We start from the raw sequence: 23,569 nt of genomic DNA, 5'->3' as shown, positions 1-23,569 counted from the left end.
GCTCACGCTTTCGTCGCCATGTTCCTCACGAGTGTGCGTCCCGCCCCGGAGCTTATTGGGGAGGGACTGCCCGGCGTGCCGGAACACATGCGCCGCCTGGGCGTGCTCATCGCAGCGCTGCCCGGCGGCGCCTTGCGTTTGCCTACGCCCGTGACCGTCGTCGTGGGGGATAACGGCGCCGGAAAATCCACGCTGCTCGAGGCCATCGCCGTGGGGCTTGGCGTCAATCCCGAGGGCGGCTCGCGCCACGCCCGGTTTGCCACCGGCGACGAGGACTATCCCGAGTGGCTCATCTGCTCGCGGGCGCACAACCCGCGCGACGTGTACTTCTTGCGCGGCGAGACCTTCCTCAACTTGAGCGAGTATCACCACCAGATCCACAGCCCGGAGAATCCCGATCCGCTCAGTGACCTGCCGTTTCTCAGCCACGGCCAGGGTCTGCTCGCCCTCGTCGAGAGACGCTTCCATTCTGACGGAATGATCATTCTCGACGAGCCGGAAGACGGCTTGTCCTATCCCCGGCAGGTCGAGGTTGTCACGCAGCTCGAGCGCCTCGCCGCCCAGGGCGCGCAGGTCATCCTCGCGACGCACTCGCCAGTCTTCCTCAGCATGCAAGGCGCGACCGTCTACGCGTTCGGCGACAAGGGGATTGCGCCCGTCGCTCCCGAAGCGACGGAAGCTGTCCACGCCGCGCGCGAGTTCCTTGCCGATCCATTGGGGACCGCCGCGTTTCTTATTGGGGAGGGCGAATGAGAGACTTCTATGTCGACGCCTATGCCGCGCTGGACGGCGGCCACGGACCTGAGTGGGTGTCCTCCGTTCCTGGTTTCGTGGCGCTGCGACGCCAAGGACTGGACCTGCGTGCGCCGGTGACCGTGCTGACCGGGGACAACGGGGTAGGAAAGTCGACGCTCGCCGAGGGCATTGCCTTCGAGTACGGCTTTCCTGAGCGCGGTGGGATATGGGGTGTGCAGCGCTCCGCCGGTCCCATCAATCCCCTCCGGAGGTGGGCGAGCCTGCGGCTAGGTACCGCGCCCAAGGACGGCTACTTCCTGCGAGCGGAGGCGCACTACAACGTTGGTTCGACCGCGATGTCGCATGGCGAGTCCGTCATGGACGTCGTGCAGCGTTCCTTTGATGGGCGCGGGCTCTACATCCTCGACGAGCCGGAATCTGGGCTTTCGCTCGTGCGGCAGATGACGCTCATGGCGGAAATCCATCGCGCCGCGGAGGCGGGTGCGCAGTTCATCGTGGTGACGCACTCGCCGATTGTGGCAGCCATCCCCGGTGCGCGGATTGTTGAAATTACAGAAGATGGGTTCTTCCTTGAGCTGCGCGACGTGACACAGACGCTGGCGTTTCAGTCGTTGCGTGAGTTTCTCTACGCCTCCGGATGCTAGATTCAGGGCCGAGAAAGCTGGATGGCGATCTTTACTTCTTGGTTGCTGGCCAGTACTTCACATCTTGAACATTCAGATTGCGTGCGTGTGCCGAATACAAGGTTCTGGAGGATTGGGGTTCCACGGCTTAGAGACGAGGACAACTCGGTCCTTTGCCTGCCGTTTTCACCTTGTACAGATTCAGCTGCGGGTAACTTGAAGAATCTTCGCCAGCAAACCGTGACATCGAGAGTACATACATGCACAGACGTGTGCAACATCACGCTGGGACGTAATAATTCTCTAGATAACAACTGGTCGCAAGTGTGATTAGTCAGTACGTGAGAAAAGAAAACCTACGCGATGGAACGCGACCTCTACGCGATCGTCAACGACATTGCCGACCACTACAACAAGGTTCACTGAATGATGAACTGAAGGATCTTTTATCCCTTGTAGGCCTTTCATTGCACCACAGTGTTTCCTGCGAGCATGCTTCGCTCGGTATGAAACAGCGTCTAGGAATCGCTAAAGCACTGGTCGGTAATCCACAATTATTGCTTCTCGACGCTCACCTACGAACGGCCTCGACCCGAGGTTGGGGCTGAGTGGAGTGAGACACGATGGGGCGCACGTGCAGTCTAGAGCCCGAAGAATTCCTCCACGAGCTCGGCAGCGATGAAGGAATCCGTGTTTTTACCCAGGCGTGGGTCCAGCTCGTTGCCCGACGGGATGACGTGGCCCATGCCCTCGACGCTCACGAGCTCGACCGGCGCGCCGGTGGCGTCTGCCGGCTCCCAGCGGTCGACAACGGTGTCGGGGAAAAGGTGGGTGCGCTCTGGGCCGGCGGCATGGTTGAGCTCCGCGAAGCGTGCGGCGTTCTCCTGCGCGCCGGTGACGGCACCGCGGGTGCGCTTCGGGTCAATGCCCGCCGTTCCGCCCGTATAGGGCGCGAGCCGGTCGCCCGTGCCGTGGACGAACATGACCGGGGTGGGTTGGTACGCCGAGTCCGGATTGGTGGGCGCATGGTTGGCGCCGGCGCCGAGAGTGGAGGCGAAGATGCAGGCGGCATCGGCAAGCCCGGGGGCGTCGAAGAGCAAGCGGATAACCATCTGCCCGCCGTTGGAGAAGCCGCAGAGGAACACGCGGCTAATCTCCTGCTCCGCGCGCAGCTCGTCGAGGATGGCGCGCGTGAAGGCGACGTCATCGATGCCCAGCTCGCGCGCGGCGACGGGCAGGGTGGCGCGGGCATCGTTAAAGTGCTGTTCCACGCCGGTGGGGTAGACCGCAAGCATGCCGTGGCGGGTGGCGAGGTCATCGAACGTGCCGTTAGTGAAGCGGCGGATGACGTTCGCGGATTGCAGGGAGCCGTGGAAGAACAGGAGGAGGTCTCTCTGGCGCTCGACGTCATCATTCGGGCGGTACACGAGGTACGTGCGGGTGCGGTCTTGTAATTCGAGGCTACGGCGTTCCAAAGTCACGCATCTAGCCTAATCCTGATGCGCGCAGTGCTCATCGTGCGTCGAGGTGTGGTGTGTCTCGGCGTCGGCGCGATCGGTGGCGGCGCGGAAGTGTTCCTGGGAGGCGCGGCGGGCGGCGACGTCGTCGCGGACGGCCTTGCGGCTGCGAGCCCAGCCGATGCCGCGGCAGACCAGGTAAATAACAAAAGAGATGCTCGTGACGAAGACCGAGACGGGCAGGCCCGGCGCCAGGGAGAGGACCAGGCCGCCCACGGCGGAGACCTCCGCGAAGATGGTGGACCACACCACCGCGCGCAGCGGGGAGGAGGTAATCTGTACCGCCGCTGCGCCCGGGGTGATGAGCAGCGCCATGACGAGTAGGGAACCGACGATCTGTACGGACTGCGCGGCCGTCAGACCAACGAGGATGGCGAAGCAGACCGCTAGGGACTTCACCGGCACGCCGGCGGCTTGGGCCATGACGGGATCCGCAGAGGCGAAGAGCAGCGGGCGCCAGAACAGCGCCACTACGGCGACGATGATGGCGGTCGTGGCGGCGAGTAACCACACCGAAGCGGAGGAGACGCCGACGATTTGTCCCGTCAGGAGCGTCATCGCGGTCTTGGCGTTGCCGGGGTAGAGGTGCAAAAAGAGCACCGAGAGGCCCAGGCCGAAGCTCATGACCACGCCGATGGCGCTGTCTTGTTGGCCTTTCAAGCCCAGCACCGCCAGGATGATGGCGGCGACAATGGCGCCGGCGATCGCGCCGAAGCCGATGTTGAGGCCGAACAGCAAAGCCGCGGCCGCGCCCATAAGAGCGAGCTCAGAGGTGGCGTGCACGGAGAAGGACATCTGGCGCAGGACGATGAGCGAGGTCATCACCCCGGAGAGGATTCCGAGCAGCGCGCAGGCGATGAGCGAGGATTGCACGAAATCAACACCCAGCAGGTACTGGGTGTCCTCGATGAACTTAGACAACGATGAGCCTCCCATCGACGTTGAGGACGGTCACGGAGGAGCCATAGAGCTCCGAGAGCACCTCGGAGCGCATGACCTCATCGACCGTGCCGAACGTGTGGCCATTGGGCGCAAGGTAGAGCACCTTATCCACCACGCCCAGCACCGGGTTTATGCCATGGGTAACGAAGAGTACGGAGGTGCCGCGCTCGTGGCGCCACGCATTGAGCTTCTCGACGGTCGCCTGCTGCCGCGCTGGATCCAAAGACAACAGCGGCTCGTCCGCGAGGATGAGCTCTGGGTCGTTGGCTAGGGCCTGGGCTTGGCGAATGAGCTGTTGCTGCCCGCCGGAGAGCTGGCCCACGCGGCGGTTGGCAATTCCGGTGGCGCCGACCTCGGCGAGGAGTTCATCGACGCGTCCCCGGGCAGGGAGCCGGTTGCGCAGCGTGCCGTGGGCGAGGGACAGCGACACCAGATCCCGGGCGCGTAGCGGCAGGTCCTGCGGGAACATCCTTTGCTGTGGGATAAAGCCCACGCGGCACGTGACGTCCACGCTGCCCGCGGTGAGCTGGCGGGTGCCCAGGATAGTTCCCAGCAGCGTGGATTTGCCCACGCCGTTGGGGCCTAAAACGGCGATGAACTCGCCGCGGTCTACGGCGAGGTTCATGTCAGACCACAGTGGTTCTACTGCGGCATTCTTAAAGGAAATGAGCACTTATGCGGCCTCGAGTGCGTTGACGACTTCTTCATAGTAGTCAAGGAAGTTGGTCTTCTCCGGCGGAGTTTCACCGATTTCGACGACCGGGATGTTCTTGTCCTCGGCGGCGGTGCGAATGCGCTTGGTCATGTCGGTTTCGGTCTGCGGGTTGAAGATCAGCAGGTCGATCTTGTCCTGCTTGATGTCCTCGAGGAAGCGTGCCAGGTCAGCGGCGGTGGGCTCGCCTTCAGTAACGGTGGCCTTGCGGAAGCCCTCCGGGGTGGCGTCGGTGCTGTCGGTGTATTTGAAGATGTAGTCCGCGATGGGCTCGGTCTGCGCGTAGTTGCGCTGCGGGAGCTTCTCGATGCGCGCCTTCAGGCCCTCCACACGCTCAACAAGTGGATCGGCAGTGGCCTTGGCTTCTGGGTTGGTTTCGTTAACGAGCTCGGCCACTTCGGTCGCCACCTTCTCGATGGCTGCGGCGTCGTACCACACGTGCTCGTTGCCATCGATGTTGGTGACCTGCTCGGGGTGCTCGGCGGCGATCTTCTTGGCCTCGTCCATGGTCACGGTGTCGCCTTCGTGAGCGTGGTCATGGTCATGCCCGTGTTCGTGCGCATGGTCATGCGCACGCTCGTCATGGTCGTGCGCATGGTCGTGCCCTTCTTCATGATCATGCTCGTGTTCCTCGCCATGATCATGCTCATCGTGCGCATGATCGCCATGATCGTGAGCGGTAAGCGGGAGCGCATGAATGATCTGGTCCTGGTTCTTGACGGCCTGGTAAAGCCAGGCGTCGTAACCGCCGCCACCGGCGATGATGACGTCAGCCTCGTTGGCGCGGGCGATGTCCGCGGCGGTGGGCTCGAAATGGTGTGGGTCCACGCTGTTACCGCTCACGATGGCGTGGACGTCGATGTTGACGTCGGTCTGCGCGGTGTTGACGACCGCCTGGGCCACATCAGCCCAGATGGAGGTCGAGGCGACGACCTGGATTGTCTCCTTATCGGCACCGGCATCCGAGCCGCCATCGGCGTTATCGCCGCTGGAGGAACAGGCGCTCAGCGTGGCGGCGCCCAGGGTGGCAGCGAAGAGGAGGGCGGTGGGACGTCGGAAAGCGCGGCGTGAGAGGGAAGTGGTCATGTCCCTATTTCTACGTTTAGTGAAAATTGTTGTCAAATGATAATGAGTTGAAAACGGGTAATGTTGCCGTCATGTCCAAACGCAGCACGACGCTGGCCTCCCTAGCGGCCGAACTTGGGGTTTCGCCCACCACGGTGTCCAACGCGTACAACCGGCCGGACCAGCTGGCGCCTGCCACCCGCGAGCGGATCCTCGCCGCCGCGGCTGAGCGTGGATACACAGGCCCGGATCCCACCGCACGCAGCTTGCGCACGCGCCGCCAAGGTTCACTGGGTGTTCTGCTCACCGAGCACCTGTCCTATGCCTTCGAGGACATGGCCTCGGTGGATTTCCTCGCCGGCATGGCGGAGGCCTCGGCGGGGGCGAGCACGACGTTGACTCTCATCCCTGCCGGGCCGGATACCGCCGGCGCGCCCAACGACGCCCAGGCAGCGCAGCTCGTAGGTTCGGCTGCCGTCGACGGTTTCGTGGTCTATTCCGTGGCAGCGGGAGATGCTTACCTCGACGCCGTGCAGCGCCGTGGCCTGCCGGTGGTGGTGTGTGACCAGCCCACGGATTCGGGCTTGCCCTTCGTGGGTGTCGATGACCGCGCCGCGATTGCCCCGGCGGCGCAGGCGCTTGTCGACGCCTCCCATACCCGCATCGGTATCCTTGCCATCCGACTACACCGCGAACGCCTCGACGGCGAAGTGACGGCTGCACAACTGGCCGCGGCGGACATGCACGTGCAGCGCTCACGTGTATTGGGTGCGCTCGATGTTTTTGCAGACGCGGGACTCGATCCTGCAGACATCCCCGTGGTGACGCGACACATCAACGATTCGCGTACGGCTTACGCGGCCGCGGAGGAGCTGCTGACTAAGTACCCGGATCTCACCGCGGTGTTGTGCACGACGGATTCGATGGCGCTCGGGGTTATGGCTTATGCGCGCGATCATGGAATCGCGGTTCCCGAGCAGCTCTCCGTCACCGGCTTCGATGGCATCGCGCCGGCCCTGGCGCTGGGCCTGAGCACCGTCGTGCAGCCGAACAAGGAAAAGGGGACGGCGGCGGGGCGTATGCTGGCCAGCCTCATCGAGGGGCGCGGCGAGGTGCCGCGCGTGTTGTTGGAGACCACCTTCCACCCGGGGCGCACCGTGGCGCCGGTCGGGGTTTAAGCGCTATGTTTCGCGCGAGCGGCGGCGAGTTCTTCGAGGAACTCCGTCACCGCCGCGATATCGGGCACGCGCAGCGCCGCCTGCGTTGCGCCCTCACCAACCTTGACGCCGAGGTCCGGCGGCTGATTGAGCGCGGCGAAGCCGTCCTCGTCGGTGGTGTCATCCCCTAAAAAGACCACCGCTGTGGCCCCGACGCGGTGACGAAGCTTGTCAATCCACGTGCCCTTCGTGGCCTGCGTTGCGGAGAACTCGACGACGCACTTGCCCGCAGTCTTGGGGAAGCCATCGGCGCTTAAGGCCTCGCCTTCCGCATAAGCAGCAGCGGCGGCGTCCGGGTCTTGCAACTCCAGCGCCCGCAGGTGCAGCACGCGCTGGAAAGGTTTGACCTCCAGCTCCGCGCCGGGGTGGCGGGCGATAATCTCCTTGATTTCCGCTTCCTTCTTGGCCAAGTAGGCTTCCATCTCCGGGGTGAGCGCGGATTCTTCCCACGAGGATTCGGCCCCATGCGAGCCACCAAAAAGCACCGGCTCGCGCAGCGGGCATACTCGCATCAGGCCATCGAGGTGGCGCCCAGAGAGCACTGCCGCGGTGGTGTTAGGTAGTTGCGCCAAGGCAGCGAGAGCATCCAGCGAGCGCTGCTCGGGGCGCACTGCGTAGGCGTTGCGCGCGAAGCCGGCCAAGGTGCCATCGAAGTCGGAAACAACCGCTAAATGTTCGGCGGCGGCGAGAGCATCAATCATGCTCCCCACCCTAGCGCTGAAACTTCGGAGCTATAGCGCGGCCATGCGGATAATCGGTGAATCCACCTTGTCGGTGCGCAGCGTCAACACGAGTTGGTTGTTGGGGTTGAGCGCGAAGTCGAACTCATGGCCTTCGGCGATGAGGTTGCGCATCAGCGAATCAGCCCATTGCATCGAGCCCTCGCAGTCGCCGCTTCGCGGTGGGCTTTCATAGGTGGCTTTCTCCACCCGCATGACGTCGCCCTCCCAGATCGTGGAGGTTTTGTCATCCTTGTGGAAGGACACCTCAGCGGTAAACGGTACGCAGCCAGTTGAGCCCACCGCAGTGTGCTCACCGAAACTCATGTGCGGCACCTGCGCGGTATCGGCAGGGAGGGAGGAAGGAGCGTCCGGTGAGGTGTAGAGGTTGATGACCTGCCAATCCTTGCCCACGATGCGGTCATCGCCGCGCGGGGCAGGTTCCTCCTCAGCGGAGCTGCATCCAGCTAGGCCAAGCGCAAGCAGCACAGTACTGAGCACAGCGGTGAGCCGGCGCCGCATCATGCTTCCTCCTGGTTCAGTGCGCCGAGGAAGGACTGCGACCACAGCGCGATATCGTGCCGGCGCACCTGCTCGTTCATAGCAATCATGCGCTCGCGCATGGTCTCGGGGGATTCCTCCAGTGCCTTGACCGCGGAGAGCAGCGCACGTTTGATGGATTCGATGTCGAAGGGATTGCACAGGTTGGCTTGGGTAAGCTCTGCTGCCGCGCCCGCAAACTCGGAGAGCACGAGCGCTCCTGTCCCATCGCCGTGGGAGGCCACGTATTCCTTGGCCACTAGGTTCATACCGTCCTTAAACGGCGTGACCAGCATGATGTCCGCGAGCCGGTAATAACGCCGCAGGACGTCCTTCGGTACGGAACTGTGCTGGTAATGCACCACCGGCGCGCCGAGGCGCCCAAAGCGGCCATTGATGCGGCCCACGGCCTCCTCCACCTTTGAACGCGTGGCGCGGTAATGGTCGATGCGTTCGCGCGAAGGAGTAGCCAGCTGGACGAAGGTTACCTCGTGTGGGTCCAGCGCACCGGTCTCGAGGAGCTCCTCGAAGGCGGTGAGGCGCTGCAGGATCCCCTTTGTGTAATCCAGACGGTCCACACCCAAAATGACGTGCTTGGGGTTCCCCAGCTCAGCGCGCAGCTGGGCGACGTCCCCCGCATCGCCACCGTCAGCGAATTCACCCGCCGCAATAGAAATGGGGAAAGCGCCTACCCCGACAGAATGCCCGCTACCGGTCACGATGCGAGCGGTGACCGCGCGGGTGCTGACCTCCCCTTCTACGTCCAGCCCTTGGGTGCGGGCCAGCTCCAAGAAATTGCGGGCGTTGGATTCGAGGTGGAAGCCGATCAGGTTGGCGTCGAGAAGCCCCCGCACCAACTCCTCACGCCACGGCAACTGGCGGAAGAGATCCGGGGAGGGGAAGGGAATGTGCAGGAAGAATCCAATGGTGAGGTCGGGGCGTAGCTGGCGCAGGATGCCGGGGACGAGCTGGAGCTGATAGTCCTGCACCCACACCGTGGCATTCTCTGCGGCGACGGCTGCTACCTCGTTGGCAAAACGCAGGTTGACCTCGCGGTAGGCATCCCACCAGTCGCGGTTGTAGACGGGGGTGACGATGAGGTCGTGGTAGAGCGGCCACAGGGTGGCGTTGGAAAAGCCCTCATAGAAGGCCTCAAAATCCTCCTGTGTCAGGCGTACCGGGTGAAGGAGGACACCGTTATCCGTGGTGAAGGGCTCGGGAGCTTCGTCGGCTACGCCCGGCCATCCCACCCAGCAGCCCTGGTGTTCTTCCAAGACCGGGGAGAGCGCGGTGACGAGGCCGCCGGGGGAGGCCTTCCACTCGCGGGTGCCATCGGCGGCGGTCTCGAGGTCCACCGGCAGGCGATTGGCAACGACGACGAAGCTATTGGTGCGCCCGGACATAGCTAGGCCTTCTTTGCGGCCTTTTTAGTTGCCTTCTTCGTGGCCTTCTTAGTTGTCTTCTTGGTGGCTTTCTTCGTGGCCTTCTTCGTGGATTTCTTAGAAGCCTTCTTCGTGGCCTTCTTGCTGCTCTTCTTGGGGGCAGCATCGGCTTGCTCGGCCAGCACCTTGCGGTGGACCAAGCCTTCTGGCTCGACGCCCAGCATCGACATGAGGGTCACGCCGTCGAGGAAATCCTCCGCATAGGTGGCGACAACGCGGCGCGCGGAGCGGGCGGTCTCCTCCTCTACTGCGTGAGTCTGGTCAGCCGCGGGCTGGGTATCTGTGACCTTTGGTGGCACGGAGTCCTCCTGGGATGAAGTATGAAAGCTTTCAGACCGGCTATTCTACGCTATTGCGACTTCGTTGGGGCGCTCGGGTCATCTTTGCCGGGTACCGTGTAGGTGGGGCGCTGCGCCGGAAATTGCGTGGTAACGGGCCACATGTCCGTGATGGCATCGCCCTGCTGGAAGCGCGCCTGCTGTGCGGGTGTCGGTGGTTTGGGCCCATATTGCGGCGGTGGGGCCGGCAGATTGTGGCGCGGGGCGAAGGGAGACAGGGGTACGCGCGGGATACGGGCGCGCTGCGCCAGGCGGGTGGCGCGCGCGAAGGAGAACGTGCCCAGGCGCTTGAAGGCGGTGTAGGGGCGGAAGTATTGCGGGCGGCGCAGGCGGCGGGCGACTCGCTCGCCGAAGACGACGCCGGCGGCAAGTGCACCGGCGATGGCGAGGGCGCTGGCCAGGTTGGTCAGGCCGGTGATGAGCTGCTCGTTGAGCATGGCGTACATGCCGCGGTACAAAGTCAGACCCGGCAGCATGGGGGTATAGCCCACGATCATGGTGATGAGCGGCGGCATCATGTAGCGGCGGGAGAGGAGACCACCGGCGAGGCCGACCGCCACGGCCGAAATGCCAGAGGCGACGACAGCTCCAACGCCTAATAAGACGACGAGGAAATAGTAGAAAATCATACCGGCGGCTGCGGTGAGCCCGGAGATGGTGACCTCGGCCCACGACGCTCCCAGCGCTAGTGCGAAGGCGGCAGAACCGATTCCACCGCACAGCACCAGAAGGGGGATCTGGTGATAGACGGGCGGGGCGAGTGTCGCCAGTGGCGGCAGGCTGAAGCCCAACCACGAAGCCACCTGGATACCTAGACCGACGCCGGCGATGATGGCGCCGGTGGACATGAGCGCCTCAAAGAACTTGGCGGATGAGGTCACGGGCGCGCGCGTGATGCCGTCCACCAGACACTGCACCAAGGTCAGGCCCGCCACCAGCACGATGATTCCGGAACCAATGATTTGGGAAGGCAGGATGTGGATGCCAAAGCCCGCGAACACGTTGTAGAGGATGGCCGCGGGGACAACGGCGAGTAGTCCGCCGACGAGGTTTTGGTAGAAGGGCGGCAAGCGGTAGCCGGCCAGGAACATATTCGTGCCCATGATGAGCGCTGAAATGAGGAAGGTGACAACACCAACGAGCAGGTCGCCACCGAGCATAACGGCGATGAATCCACCCATGGCGCCCCAGGCGCTGACGATGGTGGTTGTGGAGTAGGGGTTCTTCATGGCGTCGATATCGTCCAGGATTTTTTCTGCCATCGCCGGCGGCGTGGCACCAGAGTGGATGGAGCGGATGAGACGGTCGACGGCGGAAAGCTTGGTGAAGTCCACGGCGATGCTTGGCGCCACGCGGAAGACGTGGAGGTTGCGCCGGTCTGGGCCCGTGCCGATAGCCGTGTGAATGGTGATCGTGTTCATCAGGATGGACACGTGACAGTAGTGCAGACCATAGGAGGAAGCGACGAGGTGAATCTGCGCCTGGACGTCGGTATTGGCGGAGCCAGCCGCAATCAGGATTTCGCCGACGCGCGCGGCGATTTCCATGACGCCCGTGACTTGGGCCGGGTCGGTGAGATCGACCGGGGCAAGAGGGGAGGGCGGCGGTGCGGCCTTAGCGGCGTCAATGGTGGCGACCGGAGCCGACCGGTACAGCAGGCGCTGGCGCAAGGAAGAAAGAACAGACACGGAAAAGAAAGACCTCAACAACACTTCTGGGTTCGGTAAGTCAGCACTTTAGTAACTGCCGCGGATTTATGCACCTGCCAGTGCTTTTCGGGCCCCTGACGGCCGCTTTTTCGCAGTGCAACCACCCTGGCTTTCCGTCCATGGGGTGGGCTCAGGTACGATTCCCCATAGCGGATGAGCCGCGGTGCTGGAGTGGCGCAATCGGTAGCGCAACGGTCTTGTAAACCGTAGGTTGCGAGTTCAAGTCTCGTCTCCAGCTCAAAAGGGCCTTTTTCAAGGCCCTTTCTCTCTTTTAGGGCCTATTCGGCGAGGTGGCCCAAGGCGACGTCGATAAGCGCGCGGCGCCTTTGCGGCGGCAGGGGGCGGTCGGTGAGGTGTTCGTGGACCCACAGGCCGTCGGCGATGATCGAGGCCAGCACGACGGATTCATCCTCCGCGGCCGGGTCAGGGAGCCAGCGCTCGTCCACGTCCCTCCACACCTTCTGGAAGTCCGGATGGGACTGTGAGTGGATGGACATGAGCAATTCAATGAGCGGGTCATTCTTTCCCATGGACTCCAGCGCGGCACGGTAGCGCTGGCGCGGGCTCAGCTGGTCTGCCGTCTTGCCGCCGGAGAGACCGACGAGCTCTTCCTCCCAGCGCTCCGCGCAGAGCTTGTGGCAGTCAATGAGCAGCTCGTGGCGGGTGGGGAAGTGGTAGATGAGCCCAGACTTACTCATACCCGTTGCGGTGGCCAGGGAATCGTAGGTCAGCGCGTGAACGCCATCCTCTTCGATGATGGCGAGCGCCTTTTCGAGCGCCTTGACCTTTTTACTAACGCGTGGCATCGGCACCTCCTGAGGTTGGGTTGCTGCGGAAGCACCAGCCGGTGACCGAGGCGAAAAGCAGCATGACTACGCCGAGCCCAGCAGCGGTAGCCAGGTAAGCATCGGTGTACGCGGGGCCGGCGGCCTCCGCGAGGGTGGGGTTGTGGAGTGCTTCCATGCCTAAGTCCTGGATGTCCTCGGGCAGTCCGCTCTTGTAGAGCATTGGCAGCACTGATCCAGTGACCGCAATCGACAGCAGTGTGCCAAACTCATAGGACACTTCCTCCACACCCGCGGCCATGCCGGAGCGTGACGCAGGAGCGGCACCGATGATGGCAGTGGAGGACACCGACATCACGAACCCCGCGCCGAGGCCAGTGATGAACAGACCAGCCAGGTATGCGGGGAAGACCTCGTGCGTGCCGCCCCACACCACGCCGCCAATGCCCGCTGCCATGGCGAGGAAGCCGCCAGCGATGATGGGCAAGAAACCCCAGCGGTGCAGGTTAGCCCCGCCCAACGCGGACATCGGCAGCGCCGCAATCGCGATGAGGGAAATGATGAGCCCAGCGTGCAGTGGGGAATAGAGGTCCACCAACTGCAGCTTCTGCGTGGTGGTCATTTCCAGCCCTGCCATGCCAAACATGGCGCCGGCTGCGGCCAACACACCGCCGCTGAAGATGGGCGAGCGGAAGATATCGAAGGTGAGAAGTGGTTCCTCCAGCTTGTGCTGGCGGCGAGTGAAGAGGATGGCACCGATGAGACAGGCAGCCAGCGCGCCGCCAATAAGCATGGCGTTGAGGTGGGAGCTGGCGACAGACTTGATGACGAGCACCAGCGAAGCCAGCGTGATGAGCGCGTAAAGGGAAGACAAGAAATCCCAGTGCTTCGCCGGGTTCGCCACATTAGGCGGGGCGAGGAAGGCGGTGAGGATGAGCGCGATGATGACGATGGGCACGTTGACCAAAAAGACCGAACCCCACCAGAAGTGCTCGAGCAAGAAGCCGCCCACCGTGGGGCCCGCCGCCGCGCCCACGACGGCGATGGAGCCCCAAATACCGATGGCGGTGTTGCGCTCAATCTCATCCTCAAAGGTCAGGCGAATCAGCGCCAGGGTAGCGGGCATCATGATGGACGCACCGAGACCTAGGAAGGCGCGAGCGGCGACGAGCTCCCACGCGCCGGGGGCGAGTGCGGCGGCCAGCGAAGCGATGCCGAAGACCCACAGGCCGATGACGAACATGCGGCGGTGACCGATCTTGTCACCTAACGTGCCGGTGCCTAGGAGGAGGCCGGCGAGCATGAGCGCGTAGGCGTTGATGATCCACAGCTGCTGCAGCGAGGTGGCGTGCAGCTGCTCGGAGAGCTCCGGCAGGGCAGTGTAAAGGATCGAGTTGTCCAAGCCGATCATGAGCAGACCCAAGGAGATGACACTAAAAAAGATCCACCGTCGGGTCGCTGAGGTGCTTAAGGCCTCTGCGGAGGCTTTCGTGTGAACGTCTGTCATGCTGCGAAACTATAGCGAACGGTCGTTGCAGTTTCAAAGGCTTGAATGTCGACTTGTTGTTAAAGTCACAAAGTGCGCGTGACGTGAGAAGGCAGCTTTATGGTGGCGAAATGCCACCGGGTAGGAGAACACTGGGGGCCGTTAGCGATAAAAGTTAGAGAGGTACAACATGGCACGCAATTACGCCACGCAACTCGTAGAAACCTTGGAAGCCCAGGGGGTTAAGCGCATCTATGGGCTTGTCGGTGATTCCCTCAACCCCATCGTGGACGCGGTGCGGCAGTCCTCCATCGAGTGGGTCCACGTCCGCAACGAAGAGGCCGCGGCATTCGCCGCTGAGGCCGATTCCCTCACCACCGGCAACCTCGCCGTGTGCGCCGCCTCCTGCGGCCCGGGAAATACGCACCTTATTCAGGGGCTTTACGACGCCCACCGCAACGGCGCCAAGGTCCTTGCCCTAGCCAGCCACATTCCTTCCCGCCAGATCGGCTCGAAGTTCTTCCAGGAAACCCACCCGGAGGCCATCTTCCAGGAGTGCTCCGGCTACTGCGAGATGGTCAACTCCGCTGAGCAGGGAGGCGTGGTCCTGCACCACGCCATTCAGAGCACCATGGCCGGCAAGGGCGTGTCCGTCCTCGTCATTCCGGGCGATGTCTCCACTCAAGAGGCGGAAGAGGACACTTTCACCTCCTCCGTTATTTCCTCCGGCCGCCCGGTTGTCTACCCGGACCCGGCAGAGGCCGCCGCGCTGACCCAGGCCATCAACGAGGCCAAGACCGTCGCCCTCTTCGTCGGTGCTGGTGTCAAGGATGCGCGCGAGCAGGTCCTTGCGCTGGCCGAGAAGATCAAGGCTCCCATCGGCCACGCCCTGGGCGGCAAGATGTACATCCAGTACGATAACCCCTTCGACGTCGGCATGTCCGGTCTGCTCGGCTACGGCGCGGCGCACGAGGCCACCCACGAGGCAGACCTGCTTATCCTGCTGGGCACGGACTTCCCCTATAACGACTTCCTGCCGGATGCCAACGTGGCCCAGGTCGATATCGATGGCTCCCACATTGGCCGCCGCACCCGCATTAAGTACCCGGTGACGGGCGATGTCGCCGCCACCATCGAGAACATCCTGCCGCACGTCGATGAGAAGAAGGACCGCTCCTTCCTCGACAAGATGCTCAAGAAGCACTACGACAAGCTGCATCACGTCGTTGAGGCTTACACCTCCGGCGTCGAGAAGCACACGCCGATCCACCCGGAGTACATCGCCGACCTCATTGACCAGCAGGCCGATGAAGACGCCATCTTCACCGTCGATACCGGCATGTGCAATGTCTGGGGCGCGCGCTACATCACTGCGAACGGCAAGCGCGAGCAGATCGGTTCCTTCCGCCACGGCACGATGGCCAATGCTTTGCCGATGGCCATCGGCGCACAGGCAGCGCACCCGGACCGCCAGGTCATCACCTTCTCCGGCGACGGCGGGCTGTCCATGCTCATGGGCGAGCTGCTCACGGTGAAGCTGCACAACCTGCCGGTGAAGATGTTCGTGTTCAACAACTCTTCCCTCGGCATGGTTAAGCTGGAGATGCTGGTCCAGGGTCTGCCGGAGCATGAGACCGACCACGAGCACGTCAACTACGCCAAGATTGCGGAGGGTGCGGGCATCAAGCACTTCCGCATCGAGGATCCGAAGGATGCGCCGCGTCTCATCAAGGAGGCCTTGGCCTACGACGGGCCTGCGCTTATCGACGTCGTCACGGACCCCAACGCCCTCTCCTTGCCGCCGACGCTGACCTTTGAGCAGCTGCTCGGATTCTCCAAGGCGGCAACCCGCACCGTCTTCGGCGGTGGCGTGGGCCAGATGCTCTCCATGGCGAAGTCCAACCTGCGCAACATTCCGCGTCCGCAGGACTTTTAATGTGTCGGCGTTAAGCGCCGCACATTAAAAGGGACCCACACCCTGCGGTTCCACCCCGCGAAAGCGTTATGCCTTCGCGGGGTCTTTGACTGGGATGAGGACGAGCGCTCCCACGAGCAGGACCAGCCCGATGGCGAGCACGCCTCCCCGGTCGCCCTGGCCCAACAGTGAGACGAAGACACCGAAGAGGAAGGGAGTCAACCACGCCACGGCCCGCCCGGTCGTGGCGTAGAGGCCAAACATCTCGCCTTCGCGCCCCGGCGGGGCGACGCGCGCCAAGAAACCGCGGGCGGAAGCCTGGGCAGGGCCTACGCAGAGACACAGGATGAGCCCGCAGATCCAGAAAGCCGTCGGCCCCTGCGCCACGAACATGATGCCGGCCATGAGCGTCAAGATAGCCAGGCAGGTGAGGATGATGGCTTTGGGCCCCACGTGGTCGTCGATAAGCCCGCCCGCCACCGCGCCCAGCGCGGCCGCAACGTTGGCGGCAACACCGAAGATGAGGACGTCGCCAGGCGAAAGCCCATAGACGGATACGCCCAGCACGGCCCCGAAGCTAAACACCGCGGACAGGCCATCGCGGAAGATGGCAGAAGCAAAGAGGAACGCAAAGGCATTGCGGTCCTCCCGCCACAGCGTTCGCACCGTGCGCCACAGCTCGCGGTAAGACTCCGCCACACCGCCCGTCGATTCACCCGACGGCGCAATCTCCGGCACGCGCAGCAACACGGGGATGGCAGACAGCCCAAACCACGCCGCCGAAAGCAGTGCCACGAGCCGAATATTCCAGCCACCCTCCGTGGACAGCCCCAGTCCGCCGCCCTCGCTGGAGACGAAGCCGAAGTAGCAGATGAGCAGCAGTACGATGCCGCCGAAATAGCCTGCCGACCAGCCCAGGCCGGATACGCGGCCCACTCTGTCCTCGGTGGCCACCTGGTTGAGTTGGGCAAAGTAGTTGACCTCCGCGAATTGGATGGTCACCGAACCTACCGCTAGGCCGATGAGGCCGAGCCAGAAATACGCGGGCGCATCATTGCGGATGAAGAACAGGCTGGCCATGACCAGGAAGGTCAGCAGCGACCAGAAGCCCAGCGCGCGACGCCGCGTGCCCAACCGGTCAGAGCGCTGCCCCATCACGGGGGTCACCGCAAAGATCACCAGGCCCGCCACCGTCATGGACCACGACAGCCACTGCGCCGGGGTGAACTGCGAGTCAATCTGCTGGCCCACCGAGTCCGTGAGGTAGACCGAGAAAATAAACGTCACGAGCACCGCGTTGAAGGCAGCCGAACCCCAATCCCACAGGGCCCAAGCAGCCACGGTGAGGCGGTCAGTGCGCTTCGAGGCTTGCGTCATGCTTCATTATCGTAGGCAAAAACACCTGCCGAGTGGATGGAGTTGCACTTAACGCGACGTGAACTTTTAGGCTCAACGACATGCGTAACGACTACAGCATCGGCGATGTGGCCGGCATTTTGAAAGTCACCACCCGCACCCTGCGGCACTGGGACGACATCGGCCTGCTCAGCCCCCAGTGGCGCACCGGGGGCGATCACCGCCTCTACACCGAAGATGACGTGCAACGCGGGATGGACATCCTGATTTATCGCAGCGTCGGGATTGAGCTGAAAGACATCGCAGTGCTTCTCGACGCCCCTTCCGCAGCCACCCTGGCCCGCCTCCGCGCCCAACACGAGGCCTTGCAGAAGCGGCGAGCCGACGTCGACGCCATGTTGTACGCAGTGGAAAGACTAATTGAGGAGACTGAAATGGATAAGAACCTAAGCCCCAGCCAAAAAGTGCGGAACCTGGGTGACGCATGGCCCCAACTGCAGGAAGAAGCCCACGAGAAGTGGGGAGACAGCAAAGAATGGGCGGCCAGTGCGGCCGTCGCAGATTCGATGGGAAAGAAGGACTGGGAGGAATTCTCAGTGGACCATGAGAACTTTGCGGCCGAGCTAGAGGAGGCCGCGGACGCAGGACTTGAACCGGGCGGCGAGGAGGCGAAGGAGATCGTCGACAAGCACCGCGCCCTAATCGCCCAGTGGTACCCGGTGTCGAGGTCCAAGCAGGTGATCCTGGCGCGCATGTATTGCGAGGACCCGCGGTTTAACGAGACCTACCGCGGTAACGCCGACTATTTGCGCCAGCTGATTGAGGCGCAAGCCCAGGCGGAAGGGGTGGATCTGGACAATCTCGCCTGGGACTAGTCGGTTCACAGCGCACGTACAGACTCCGCTCAGTACCCTTGGAAGCCAGAGTGCAATACTTCTCACCTTGAATGAGATATCCCTGGCGCCACCAGGCGTCAGGAGAAGTGGAGAAAGGACCAAAGCGGGACCATGGATGATTCAAAGGACGTCAAGGTACTTGTCGTCGATGACGAGCCCAATATCGTTGAGTTGCTCACCGTCTCCCTAAAGTTTCAAGGTTTCGACGTACACAGCGCCAACTCCGGCAACGAGGCCCTGCGCATCGCGCGTGAGATCAATCCGGACGCTTACATCATGGACGTCATGATGCCGGGCATGGACGGCTTTGAGCTGCTGGGCAAGCTACGCGCAGAGGGCCTCGACGGCCCCGTGCTCTACCTGACCGCCAAGGACAGCGTGGACCAGCGCATCCATGGCTTGACCATTGGCGCGGATGATTACGTCACCAAGCCCTTCAGCCTGGAAGAGGTCATCACCCGCCTGCGCGTGATTCTGCGCCGCGGTAACGCGGTGGATGACCAGGACGGCGACGCCACCATGACCTATGCCGACCTCACCCTCAACGATGACACCCACGAGGTCACCAAGGCGGGGGAGATCGTGGAGCTTTCGCCTACCGAGTTCAACCTGCTGCGCTACCTCATGCAGAACCGCGAGGTGGTGCTGTCCAAGTCCAAGATTCTGGATAATGTCTGGCACTACGACTTTGGTGGTGACGGCAACGTGGTCGAGTCCTACATTTCCTACCTACGCCGCAAAATTGATACCGGCGATACCCCGCTTATTCACACCGTCCGCGGTGTCGGTTACGTGCTGCGCATGCCGCGCTCGTAGGCTCATCCACTATGAGCGAACCCACCGCGAATATTCAGGCCCCACAATCCGGGGTGACGCTGGTGCGGGATAAAGCCCCGCGCCGGCGTATGCAGCGCCCCAAAGCGCTGCCCCTGCGCACGTGGCTACTTGTCCTCATGGTGCTGGTATCGGGGCTTGGCCTGGCCATGTCCTCCCTGGCGGTGTCGTCGATCATGCGCAACGTGCTCTACACCCGAGTGGACACCGAGCTTAACGACGCCCACAGCTCCTGGGCCAGCAACCTCGACGAGTCCTTTTATATGCCGCAGGACGGAAGCCGCCGACCCCCGACGGACTATGTGGCGCTGGCGTACTATCCCGATGGCTCCGTGGTGACCACGCGGCCCATCGCGGCGTTGCCCGATGCACGCAACGTGATCGTCGGCGGGGAACCCACCACCGTGCGCTCGATTCAGGGCGAGACCGAATGGCGGGCCGTGGCCAAACTCCAACGGGATGGTTCCGTGGTGGTCGTCGCCAAAGACATGACGACGGAAAACTCCATCCTGAAAGGGTTGGCGATTGTCCAGGTGATCATCGCGGCCTTGGTCATGCTGATCATCGCGGTGGTGGGCATGTGGCTGATCCACCGGGCGCTGCGGCCGCTGCGGGTGGTCGAGAAGACGGCTTCGCAAATCGCAGCGGGCAATTTGGACAAGCGCGTGCCGGAGTGGCCGCTGCACACTGAAGTGGGGCAGCTGGCCGGAGCGCTCAACGTCATGCTGGGGCAGCTGCAGAATTCCGTTGTCGATGCGCAGGAAAAAGAACAGCAAATGCGCCGCTTCGTCGGCGATGCCTCCCACGAGCTGCGCACGCCGCTGACCAGCCTGCGCGGCTACACGGAGCTGTACCGCTCGGGGGCTACCCAGGACGCGGAGTTTGTCTTCAGCAAGATCGATGCCGAGTCTAAGCGGATGTCATTGCTCGTGGAGGATCTGCTGGCCCTGACGCGCGCGGAGGGCTCGCGCCTGGACATGCGCGAGGTTGACATGCTGGAACTTGTGCTGTCAGTGGGTTCCTCGGCGCGGGCGGCTTTTGCGGGCCGCACCATCAACGTCAACAACGAGGCCTCCGGGATTCCAATGGTCAACGGAGACCCGGATCGCCTACACCAGGTATTGCTTAACCTGGTGTCCAACGGTATCCGCCACGGCGGCGAGGAGGCGTCGGTGACGCTGACCTTGCGCGACGACGAGGAGCACGTGCTTATCGACGTTGCCGATGACGGCAAGGGTATCTCCCCCGAAGACGCGGCCCACATCTTTGAGCGCTTTTACCGTGCAGACACCTCGCGCACCCGCGATACGGGTGGCTCGGGTTTGGGCTTGGCCATCGTGAAATCACTCGTCGAGCAGCACGGCGGTTCAATCTCCGTGGATTCGGAGCTGGGCAGCGGAGCGGTCTTCACCATCTGCCTGCCCAAGGCGGCAGCTAGTGCCTAGCTGCCGAAAGGTAGCAGTCAGCTCTTAGCTGTCGCGGCGGCCATCCTCGTCCGTGCCGAGGTGCTGGCGGATACGCGCGGCGGCCTCGTCCATGGCGGCGGGGTCGGTGGCGTCGGCAGCGAAGGCCTTGGCGAAGTCGTAGTCTTCCATCTTTTCGGTGGGGAAGAGGTGGATGTGGGTATGGGGAACGTCGAAACCAGCGATGATGTAGCCCGTACGCGGGGTGTCGAAGGCCGTCTTGATGGCGCCACCGATCTCCAGGGCGATCTCGTTGAGGTGTGCCCAGGTTTCTGAATCGAGGTCAGTCCACTTATCGACCTCCTCGACCGGCACCACCAAGGTGTGGCCATAACGCAGCGGCTCGATGGACAAAAACGCCACGCACTTCTCGTCGCGGTACACAAAGCGAGCAGGCAGCTCGCCCTCGATGATCTTTGTAAATACGGAAGACATGGCCCCTAGGCTACCGCCAGTTAAGATAGACGGCATGCGCATTCTCGTTATTGGCTCGGGCGGCCGCGAACACGCCCTGCTCACCGGCCTGAAAGCTGACCCTTCTGTTACCGATCTGCACGTTGCCCCCGGTTCCCCGGCGCATAAGATGCAGGCCACCGTCCACCCGGAGTATTCCCAGGTGGACGATCCTGCACGTATGACGGAGCTGGCAGTGGACATCGCAGCGGACCTCGTCGTCATTGGACCGGAGGTGCCGCTGGTGAAAGGCGTGGCGGATGCACTGCGTGAGCGCGGCATTGCGGTCTTCGGGCCGTCGGCAAGCGCGGCACAGATCGAAGGTTCCAAGGCCTTTGCTAAGGACGTGATGGCGGCCGCCGGCGTGCGCACCGCCCGCGCGGAGCAGCTCGCCTCCGGCACCAGCGATGAGGACATCGAGGCCGCCCTCGATCGTTTCGGCCCGCACTTCGTGGTTAAGGACGACGGCTTGGCCGGCGGCAAGGGCGTCGTGGTGACCGAGTCCCGCGACGCGGCCCGCGCGCACGTCGACGCCGTCCACGCCGTGGGTAACCCAGTGCTGCTCGAGTCCTTCCTCGACGGCCCGGAGGTCTCCCTGTTCTGCTTGGTGGACGGCGAGACCGTCGTCCCGCTGCTCCCAGCGCAGGACCACAAGCGCGCCTACGACAACGATGAGGGCCCCAACACCGGCGGCATGGGTGCTTACACCCCGCTGCCGTGGCTGCCTGCCGACGGCGTCCAGCGCATCGTCGACGAAGTCTGCGTCCCCGTGGCTAAGGAAATGGTCAAGCGCGGCACCCCGTACTCTGGCTTGCTGTACGCCGGCCTGGCGTGGGGCAAGGAAGGCCCAGCCGTGGTGGAATTCAATGCCCGCTTCGGTGACCCAGAAACGCAGGCGGTGCTCGCTTTGCTGAAGTCTCCGCTCGGAGAGGTCCTGAATGCCACCGCTACCGGACAGCTAGCGGAGCTGGCGCCGCTGGAGTGGGAAGACGGCTATGCCGTCACCGTGGTGCTGGCCGCCGAGGGCTACCCGGCTTCGCCGCGCAAGGGCGACCCGATTGCCTCGCCGGATCTTGATGATCCCACCCGGGTTCTGCACGCCGGTACCACCACGGGGGAGGGCGGCTACGTCTCCAACGGTGGTCGCGTCCTCAACGTTCTCGGTCGCGGTGCCACCCTCGCTGATGCCCGCGCAGCCGCCTACGAGGTTCTCGGCGGCATCGAGCTGGAGGGCAGCTTCTTCCGCACGGACATTGCACTGCCGGCGGAGAAGGGTCAGATTAGCATCTAATCCCCTGATAATGCCTCCTTTGGGGTGCGGCGTGGAATAATGAGCGACGTGGCTGAAAAGAAGAACATTTCCAACGTCCTGTCCGCTCGATACGCCTCCCCAGAGATGGCTGAAATCTGGTCCCCGGAACACAAGATCATCCTGGAGCGCCAGCTGTGGATTGCGGTGATGACGGCGCAGAAGGATCTTGGCGTCGACATCCCTGCCTCGGCTATCGCCGCTTACGAGGCGCAGGTTGAGAACGTCAACCTCGCCTCCATCGCGGAGCGTGAGCGCGTTACGCGCCACGACGTCAAGGCGCGCATCGAGGAGTTCAACGCCCTAGCCGGCTGCGAGCACATCCACAAGGGCATGACCTCGCGTGACCTGACGGAGAACGTGGAGCAGCTGCAGATTCTGCGTTCTTTGGAGCTGGTGCGCGATAAGGCCATCGCGGTGGTCTCGCGCATTGGTGAGCGCGCGGCGCAGTATCAGACGCTGGTCATGGCGGGTCGTTCCCACAACGTCGCTGCCCAGGCCACGACCCTGGGCAAGCGTTTCGCCTCCGCTGCCGACGAGCTCCTGCTGGGCATCGAGCGCGTGGAATCGCTGCTGAGCCGCTATCCGCTGCGCGGCATCAAGGGCCCGATGGGCACCTCGCAGGACATGCTCGACCTTATGGGCGGATCCGAAGACAAGCTCGCCGCGTTGGAGACCCGCATTGCGGATCACCTGGGATTCTCCCGCGTGTTCAATTCGGTGGGTCAGGTTTACCCGCGCTCCCTCGATTTCGATGCCGTGTCGGCGCTCGTTGAGCTCGGCGCTGGGCCTTCCTCGCTGGCCACGACCATTCGCCTGATGGCCGGCAACGAGACCGTGACCGAAGGTTTCAAGGAAGGCCAGGTCGGCTCCTCAGCCATGCCGCACAAGATGAATGCCCGCTCCTGCGAGCGTGTGGGCGGCTTCCAGGTCATTCTGCGCGGTTACCTGACGATGGTGGCGGATCTGTCCGGCCAGCAGTGGAACGAGGGTGACGTGTTCTGTTCGGTGGTACGCCGCGTGGCGCTGCCCGACGCCTTCTTCGCTATCGACGGCATGTTTGAAACCTTCCTCACCGTGCTCGACGAGTTCGGCGCTTTCCCGGCCATGATTGACCGCGAGCTGGAGCGCTACCTGCCGTTCCTCGCCACCACCCGCATCCTCATGGCGGCGGTGCGCGCGGGCGTAGGCCGCGAGACCGCGCACGAGGTCATCAAGGAAAATGCTGTCGCCGTGGCGCTCAACATGCGTGAGAATGGCGGGGAGCAGGATCTGATTGAGCGCCTGGCTGCCGACGAGCGCCTGCCGCTCGATGCCGCCGCCCTCGAGGCCGCGCTGTCGGACAAGCACGCTTTCATCGGCGCTGCCGAATCGCAGGTGAGCCAGATTCTGGGCCGCATCAAGGCGATTGTTGACCAGCATCCGAAGGCCGCGGCCTACACCCCGGGCGAGATCCTCTAGCCCACGCTGCCAGGGGGCATCCAGTGATCTG

The 23,569-nt window shown here is 63.3% G+C and carries 23 protein-coding genes and 1 tRNA gene; 11 read left to right on the top strand and 13 right to left on the bottom strand.

Going from position 1 to position 23,569, the window contains the following annotated elements; all coding sequences use genetic code 11:
• Nucleotides 1-18: 18 nt before the first annotated feature.
• The 3 genes from QKE52_RS07180 (at nucleotide 19) to QKE52_RS07170 (ending at nucleotide 1,987) form a co-directional block, all read left to right on the top strand.
• Nucleotides 19-753 carry an AAA family ATPase gene (locus QKE52_RS07180; protein WP_010188884.1) on the top strand — a complete coding sequence of 245 codons (735 nt, stop codon included), beginning with the start codon at nucleotides 19-21 and terminating at the stop codon, nucleotides 751-753.
• Nucleotides 750-1,400, top strand: a complete 651-nt coding sequence (locus QKE52_RS07175) for an AAA family ATPase (protein WP_010188886.1) — start codon at nucleotides 750-752, stop codon at nucleotides 1,398-1,400. Before QKE52_RS07180 ends, QKE52_RS07175 begins: the two co-directional genes overlap by 4 nt.
• Nucleotides 1,401-1,705: 305 nt before the next feature.
• A complete protein-coding gene (locus QKE52_RS07170; protein ID WP_347948464.1) occupies nucleotides 1,706-1,987 on the top strand; it encodes an ATP-binding cassette domain-containing protein in 282 nt (93 codons plus the stop codon).
• Nucleotides 1,988-2,020: 33 nt separating this feature from the next.
• Here QKE52_RS07170 and QKE52_RS07165 read toward each other — a convergent pair whose 3' ends face one another.
• From QKE52_RS07165 to QKE52_RS07150, 4 genes are read right to left on the bottom strand one after another with little or no spacing between them, the layout of a single operon-like run.
• Complete coding sequence (locus QKE52_RS07165) at nucleotides 2,021-2,860, bottom strand: hypothetical protein (RefSeq protein ID WP_070522820.1); 840 nt, start codon at nucleotides 2,858-2,860, stop codon at nucleotides 2,021-2,023.
• 9 nt (nucleotides 2,861-2,869) lie between these two features.
• Entirely contained in the window at nucleotides 2,870-3,832 is a 963-nt protein-coding gene (locus QKE52_RS07160; protein ID WP_175973284.1) for a metal ABC transporter permease, read from the bottom strand.
• Nucleotides 3,810-4,511: a metal ABC transporter ATP-binding protein gene (locus QKE52_RS07155; RefSeq protein ID WP_144014588.1), complete on the bottom strand. Its 702-nt coding sequence runs from the start codon at nucleotides 4,509-4,511 to the stop codon at nucleotides 3,810-3,812. Before QKE52_RS07155 ends, QKE52_RS07160 begins: the two co-directional genes overlap by 23 nt.
• The gene (locus QKE52_RS07150; protein WP_347948463.1) at nucleotides 4,512-5,636 is read right to left on the bottom strand and encodes a zinc ABC transporter substrate-binding protein; all 1,125 of its coding nucleotides are present in this window, start codon (nucleotides 5,634-5,636) and stop codon (nucleotides 4,512-4,514) included. It lies immediately after the preceding gene.
• A 71-nt stretch (nucleotides 5,637-5,707) separates the two neighbouring features.
• Here QKE52_RS07150 and QKE52_RS07145 point away from each other — a divergent pair, with 71 nt between their 5' ends.
• Nucleotides 5,708-6,793, top strand: a complete 1,086-nt coding sequence (locus QKE52_RS07145; protein WP_347948462.1) for a LacI family DNA-binding transcriptional regulator — start codon at nucleotides 5,708-5,710, stop codon at nucleotides 6,791-6,793.
• On the opposite strand, the gene otsB is transcribed toward QKE52_RS07145, so the two are convergent.
• The 5 genes from otsB to QKE52_RS07120 are packed head-to-tail and all read right to left on the bottom strand — an operon-like array spanning nucleotide 6,790 to nucleotide 11,559.
• Entirely contained in the window at nucleotides 6,790-7,533 is a 744-nt protein-coding gene (gene otsB / locus QKE52_RS07140; RefSeq protein WP_347948461.1) for a trehalose-phosphatase, read from the bottom strand. The two genes, QKE52_RS07145 and otsB, sit on opposite strands and share 4 nt — an antisense overlap.
• 30 nt (nucleotides 7,534-7,563) lie before the next feature.
• Nucleotides 7,564-8,076, bottom strand: a complete 513-nt coding sequence (locus QKE52_RS07135) for a hypothetical protein (RefSeq protein ID WP_070511065.1) — start codon at nucleotides 8,074-8,076, stop codon at nucleotides 7,564-7,566.
• Nucleotides 8,073-9,494, bottom strand: coding sequence for a trehalose-6-phosphate synthase (locus QKE52_RS07130; RefSeq protein WP_158381548.1), 1,422 nt, complete (start codon nucleotides 9,492-9,494; stop codon nucleotides 8,073-8,075). The genes QKE52_RS07135 and QKE52_RS07130 overlap by 4 nt, the downstream gene beginning before the upstream one ends.
• A 2-nt stretch (nucleotides 9,495-9,496) precedes the next feature.
• Nucleotides 9,497-9,832 (bottom strand): hypothetical protein, encoded by a 336-nt coding sequence (locus QKE52_RS07125; protein ID WP_347948460.1) that lies wholly within the window; start codon nucleotides 9,830-9,832, stop codon nucleotides 9,497-9,499.
• A gap of 50 nt (nucleotides 9,833-9,882) precedes the next feature.
• A complete protein-coding gene (locus tag QKE52_RS07120) occupies nucleotides 9,883-11,559 on the bottom strand; it encodes a threonine/serine exporter family protein (RefSeq protein ID WP_347948459.1) in 1,677 nt (558 codons plus the stop codon).
• A 186-nt stretch (nucleotides 11,560-11,745) separates the two neighbouring features.
• Between QKE52_RS07120 and QKE52_RS07115 the strand changes: the two genes are divergently transcribed.
• A tRNA-Thr gene (locus QKE52_RS07115) sits at nucleotides 11,746-11,818 on the top strand.
• Nucleotides 11,819-11,858: 40 nt separating this feature from the next.
• Here the strand turns inward: QKE52_RS07115 and QKE52_RS07110 are convergent.
• Complete coding sequence (locus QKE52_RS07110; RefSeq protein WP_347948458.1) at nucleotides 11,859-12,386, bottom strand: TetR/AcrR family transcriptional regulator; 528 nt, start codon at nucleotides 12,384-12,386, stop codon at nucleotides 11,859-11,861.
• Complete coding sequence (locus QKE52_RS07105; protein WP_347948457.1) at nucleotides 12,373-13,872, bottom strand: MFS transporter; 1,500 nt, start codon at nucleotides 13,870-13,872, stop codon at nucleotides 12,373-12,375. The genes QKE52_RS07110 and QKE52_RS07105 overlap by 14 nt, the downstream gene beginning before the upstream one ends.
• A gap of 169 nt (nucleotides 13,873-14,041) precedes the next feature.
• Between QKE52_RS07105 and QKE52_RS07100 the strand changes: the two genes are divergently transcribed.
• Complete coding sequence (locus QKE52_RS07100) at nucleotides 14,042-15,787, top strand: pyruvate dehydrogenase (protein WP_070546757.1); 1,746 nt, start codon at nucleotides 14,042-14,044, stop codon at nucleotides 15,785-15,787.
• A 66-nt stretch (nucleotides 15,788-15,853) separates the two neighbouring features.
• Here the strand turns inward: QKE52_RS07100 and QKE52_RS07095 are convergent, their stop codons facing one another.
• On the bottom strand, nucleotides 15,854-17,143 hold the full coding sequence (locus QKE52_RS07095; protein ID WP_347948456.1) for an MFS transporter: 1,290 nt from the start codon (nucleotides 17,141-17,143) through the stop codon (nucleotides 15,854-15,856).
• A gap of 80 nt (nucleotides 17,144-17,223) precedes the next feature.
• On the opposite strand from QKE52_RS07095, the gene QKE52_RS07090 reads away from it, so the two are divergent.
• From QKE52_RS07090 to QKE52_RS07080, 3 genes are all read left to right on the top strand, one after another.
• Nucleotides 17,224-17,997, top strand: a complete 774-nt coding sequence (locus tag QKE52_RS07090; RefSeq protein ID WP_293776793.1) for a MerR family transcriptional regulator — start codon at nucleotides 17,224-17,226, stop codon at nucleotides 17,995-17,997.
• Between the two features lie 132 nt (nucleotides 17,998-18,129).
• Nucleotides 18,130-18,834, top strand: coding sequence for a response regulator transcription factor (locus tag QKE52_RS07085; RefSeq protein ID WP_046649284.1), 705 nt, complete (start codon nucleotides 18,130-18,132; stop codon nucleotides 18,832-18,834).
• An 11-nt stretch (nucleotides 18,835-18,845) separates the two neighbouring features.
• Entirely contained in the window at nucleotides 18,846-20,297 is a 1,452-nt protein-coding gene (locus QKE52_RS07080) for a HAMP domain-containing sensor histidine kinase (protein WP_102233547.1), read from the top strand.
• Between the two features lie 24 nt (nucleotides 20,298-20,321).
• Here QKE52_RS07080 and QKE52_RS07075 read toward each other — a convergent pair whose 3' ends face one another.
• Nucleotides 20,322-20,750 carry an HIT family protein gene (locus QKE52_RS07075; protein WP_046649286.1) on the bottom strand — a complete coding sequence of 143 codons (429 nt, stop codon included), beginning with the start codon at nucleotides 20,748-20,750 and terminating at the stop codon, nucleotides 20,322-20,324.
• A gap of 34 nt (nucleotides 20,751-20,784) precedes the next feature.
• On the opposite strand from QKE52_RS07075, the gene purD reads away from it, so the two are divergent.
• On the top strand, nucleotides 20,785-22,059 hold the full coding sequence (gene purD / locus QKE52_RS07070) for a phosphoribosylamine--glycine ligase (RefSeq protein WP_102233548.1): 1,275 nt from the start codon (nucleotides 20,785-20,787) through the stop codon (nucleotides 22,057-22,059).
• A gap of 39 nt (nucleotides 22,060-22,098) precedes the next feature.
• Entirely contained in the window at nucleotides 22,099-23,538 is a 1,440-nt protein-coding gene (gene purB / locus QKE52_RS07065) for an adenylosuccinate lyase (protein WP_347948455.1), read from the top strand.
• Nucleotides 23,539-23,569 lie beyond the last annotated feature (31 nt).

It is taken from the genome of Corynebacterium sp. c25Ua_47 (assembly GCF_039907205.1).
GTDB lineage: Bacteria > Actinomycetota > Actinomycetes > Mycobacteriales > Mycobacteriaceae > Corynebacterium > Corynebacterium hiratae.
This window is presented reverse-complemented; position numbering and strand designations above follow the sequence as displayed.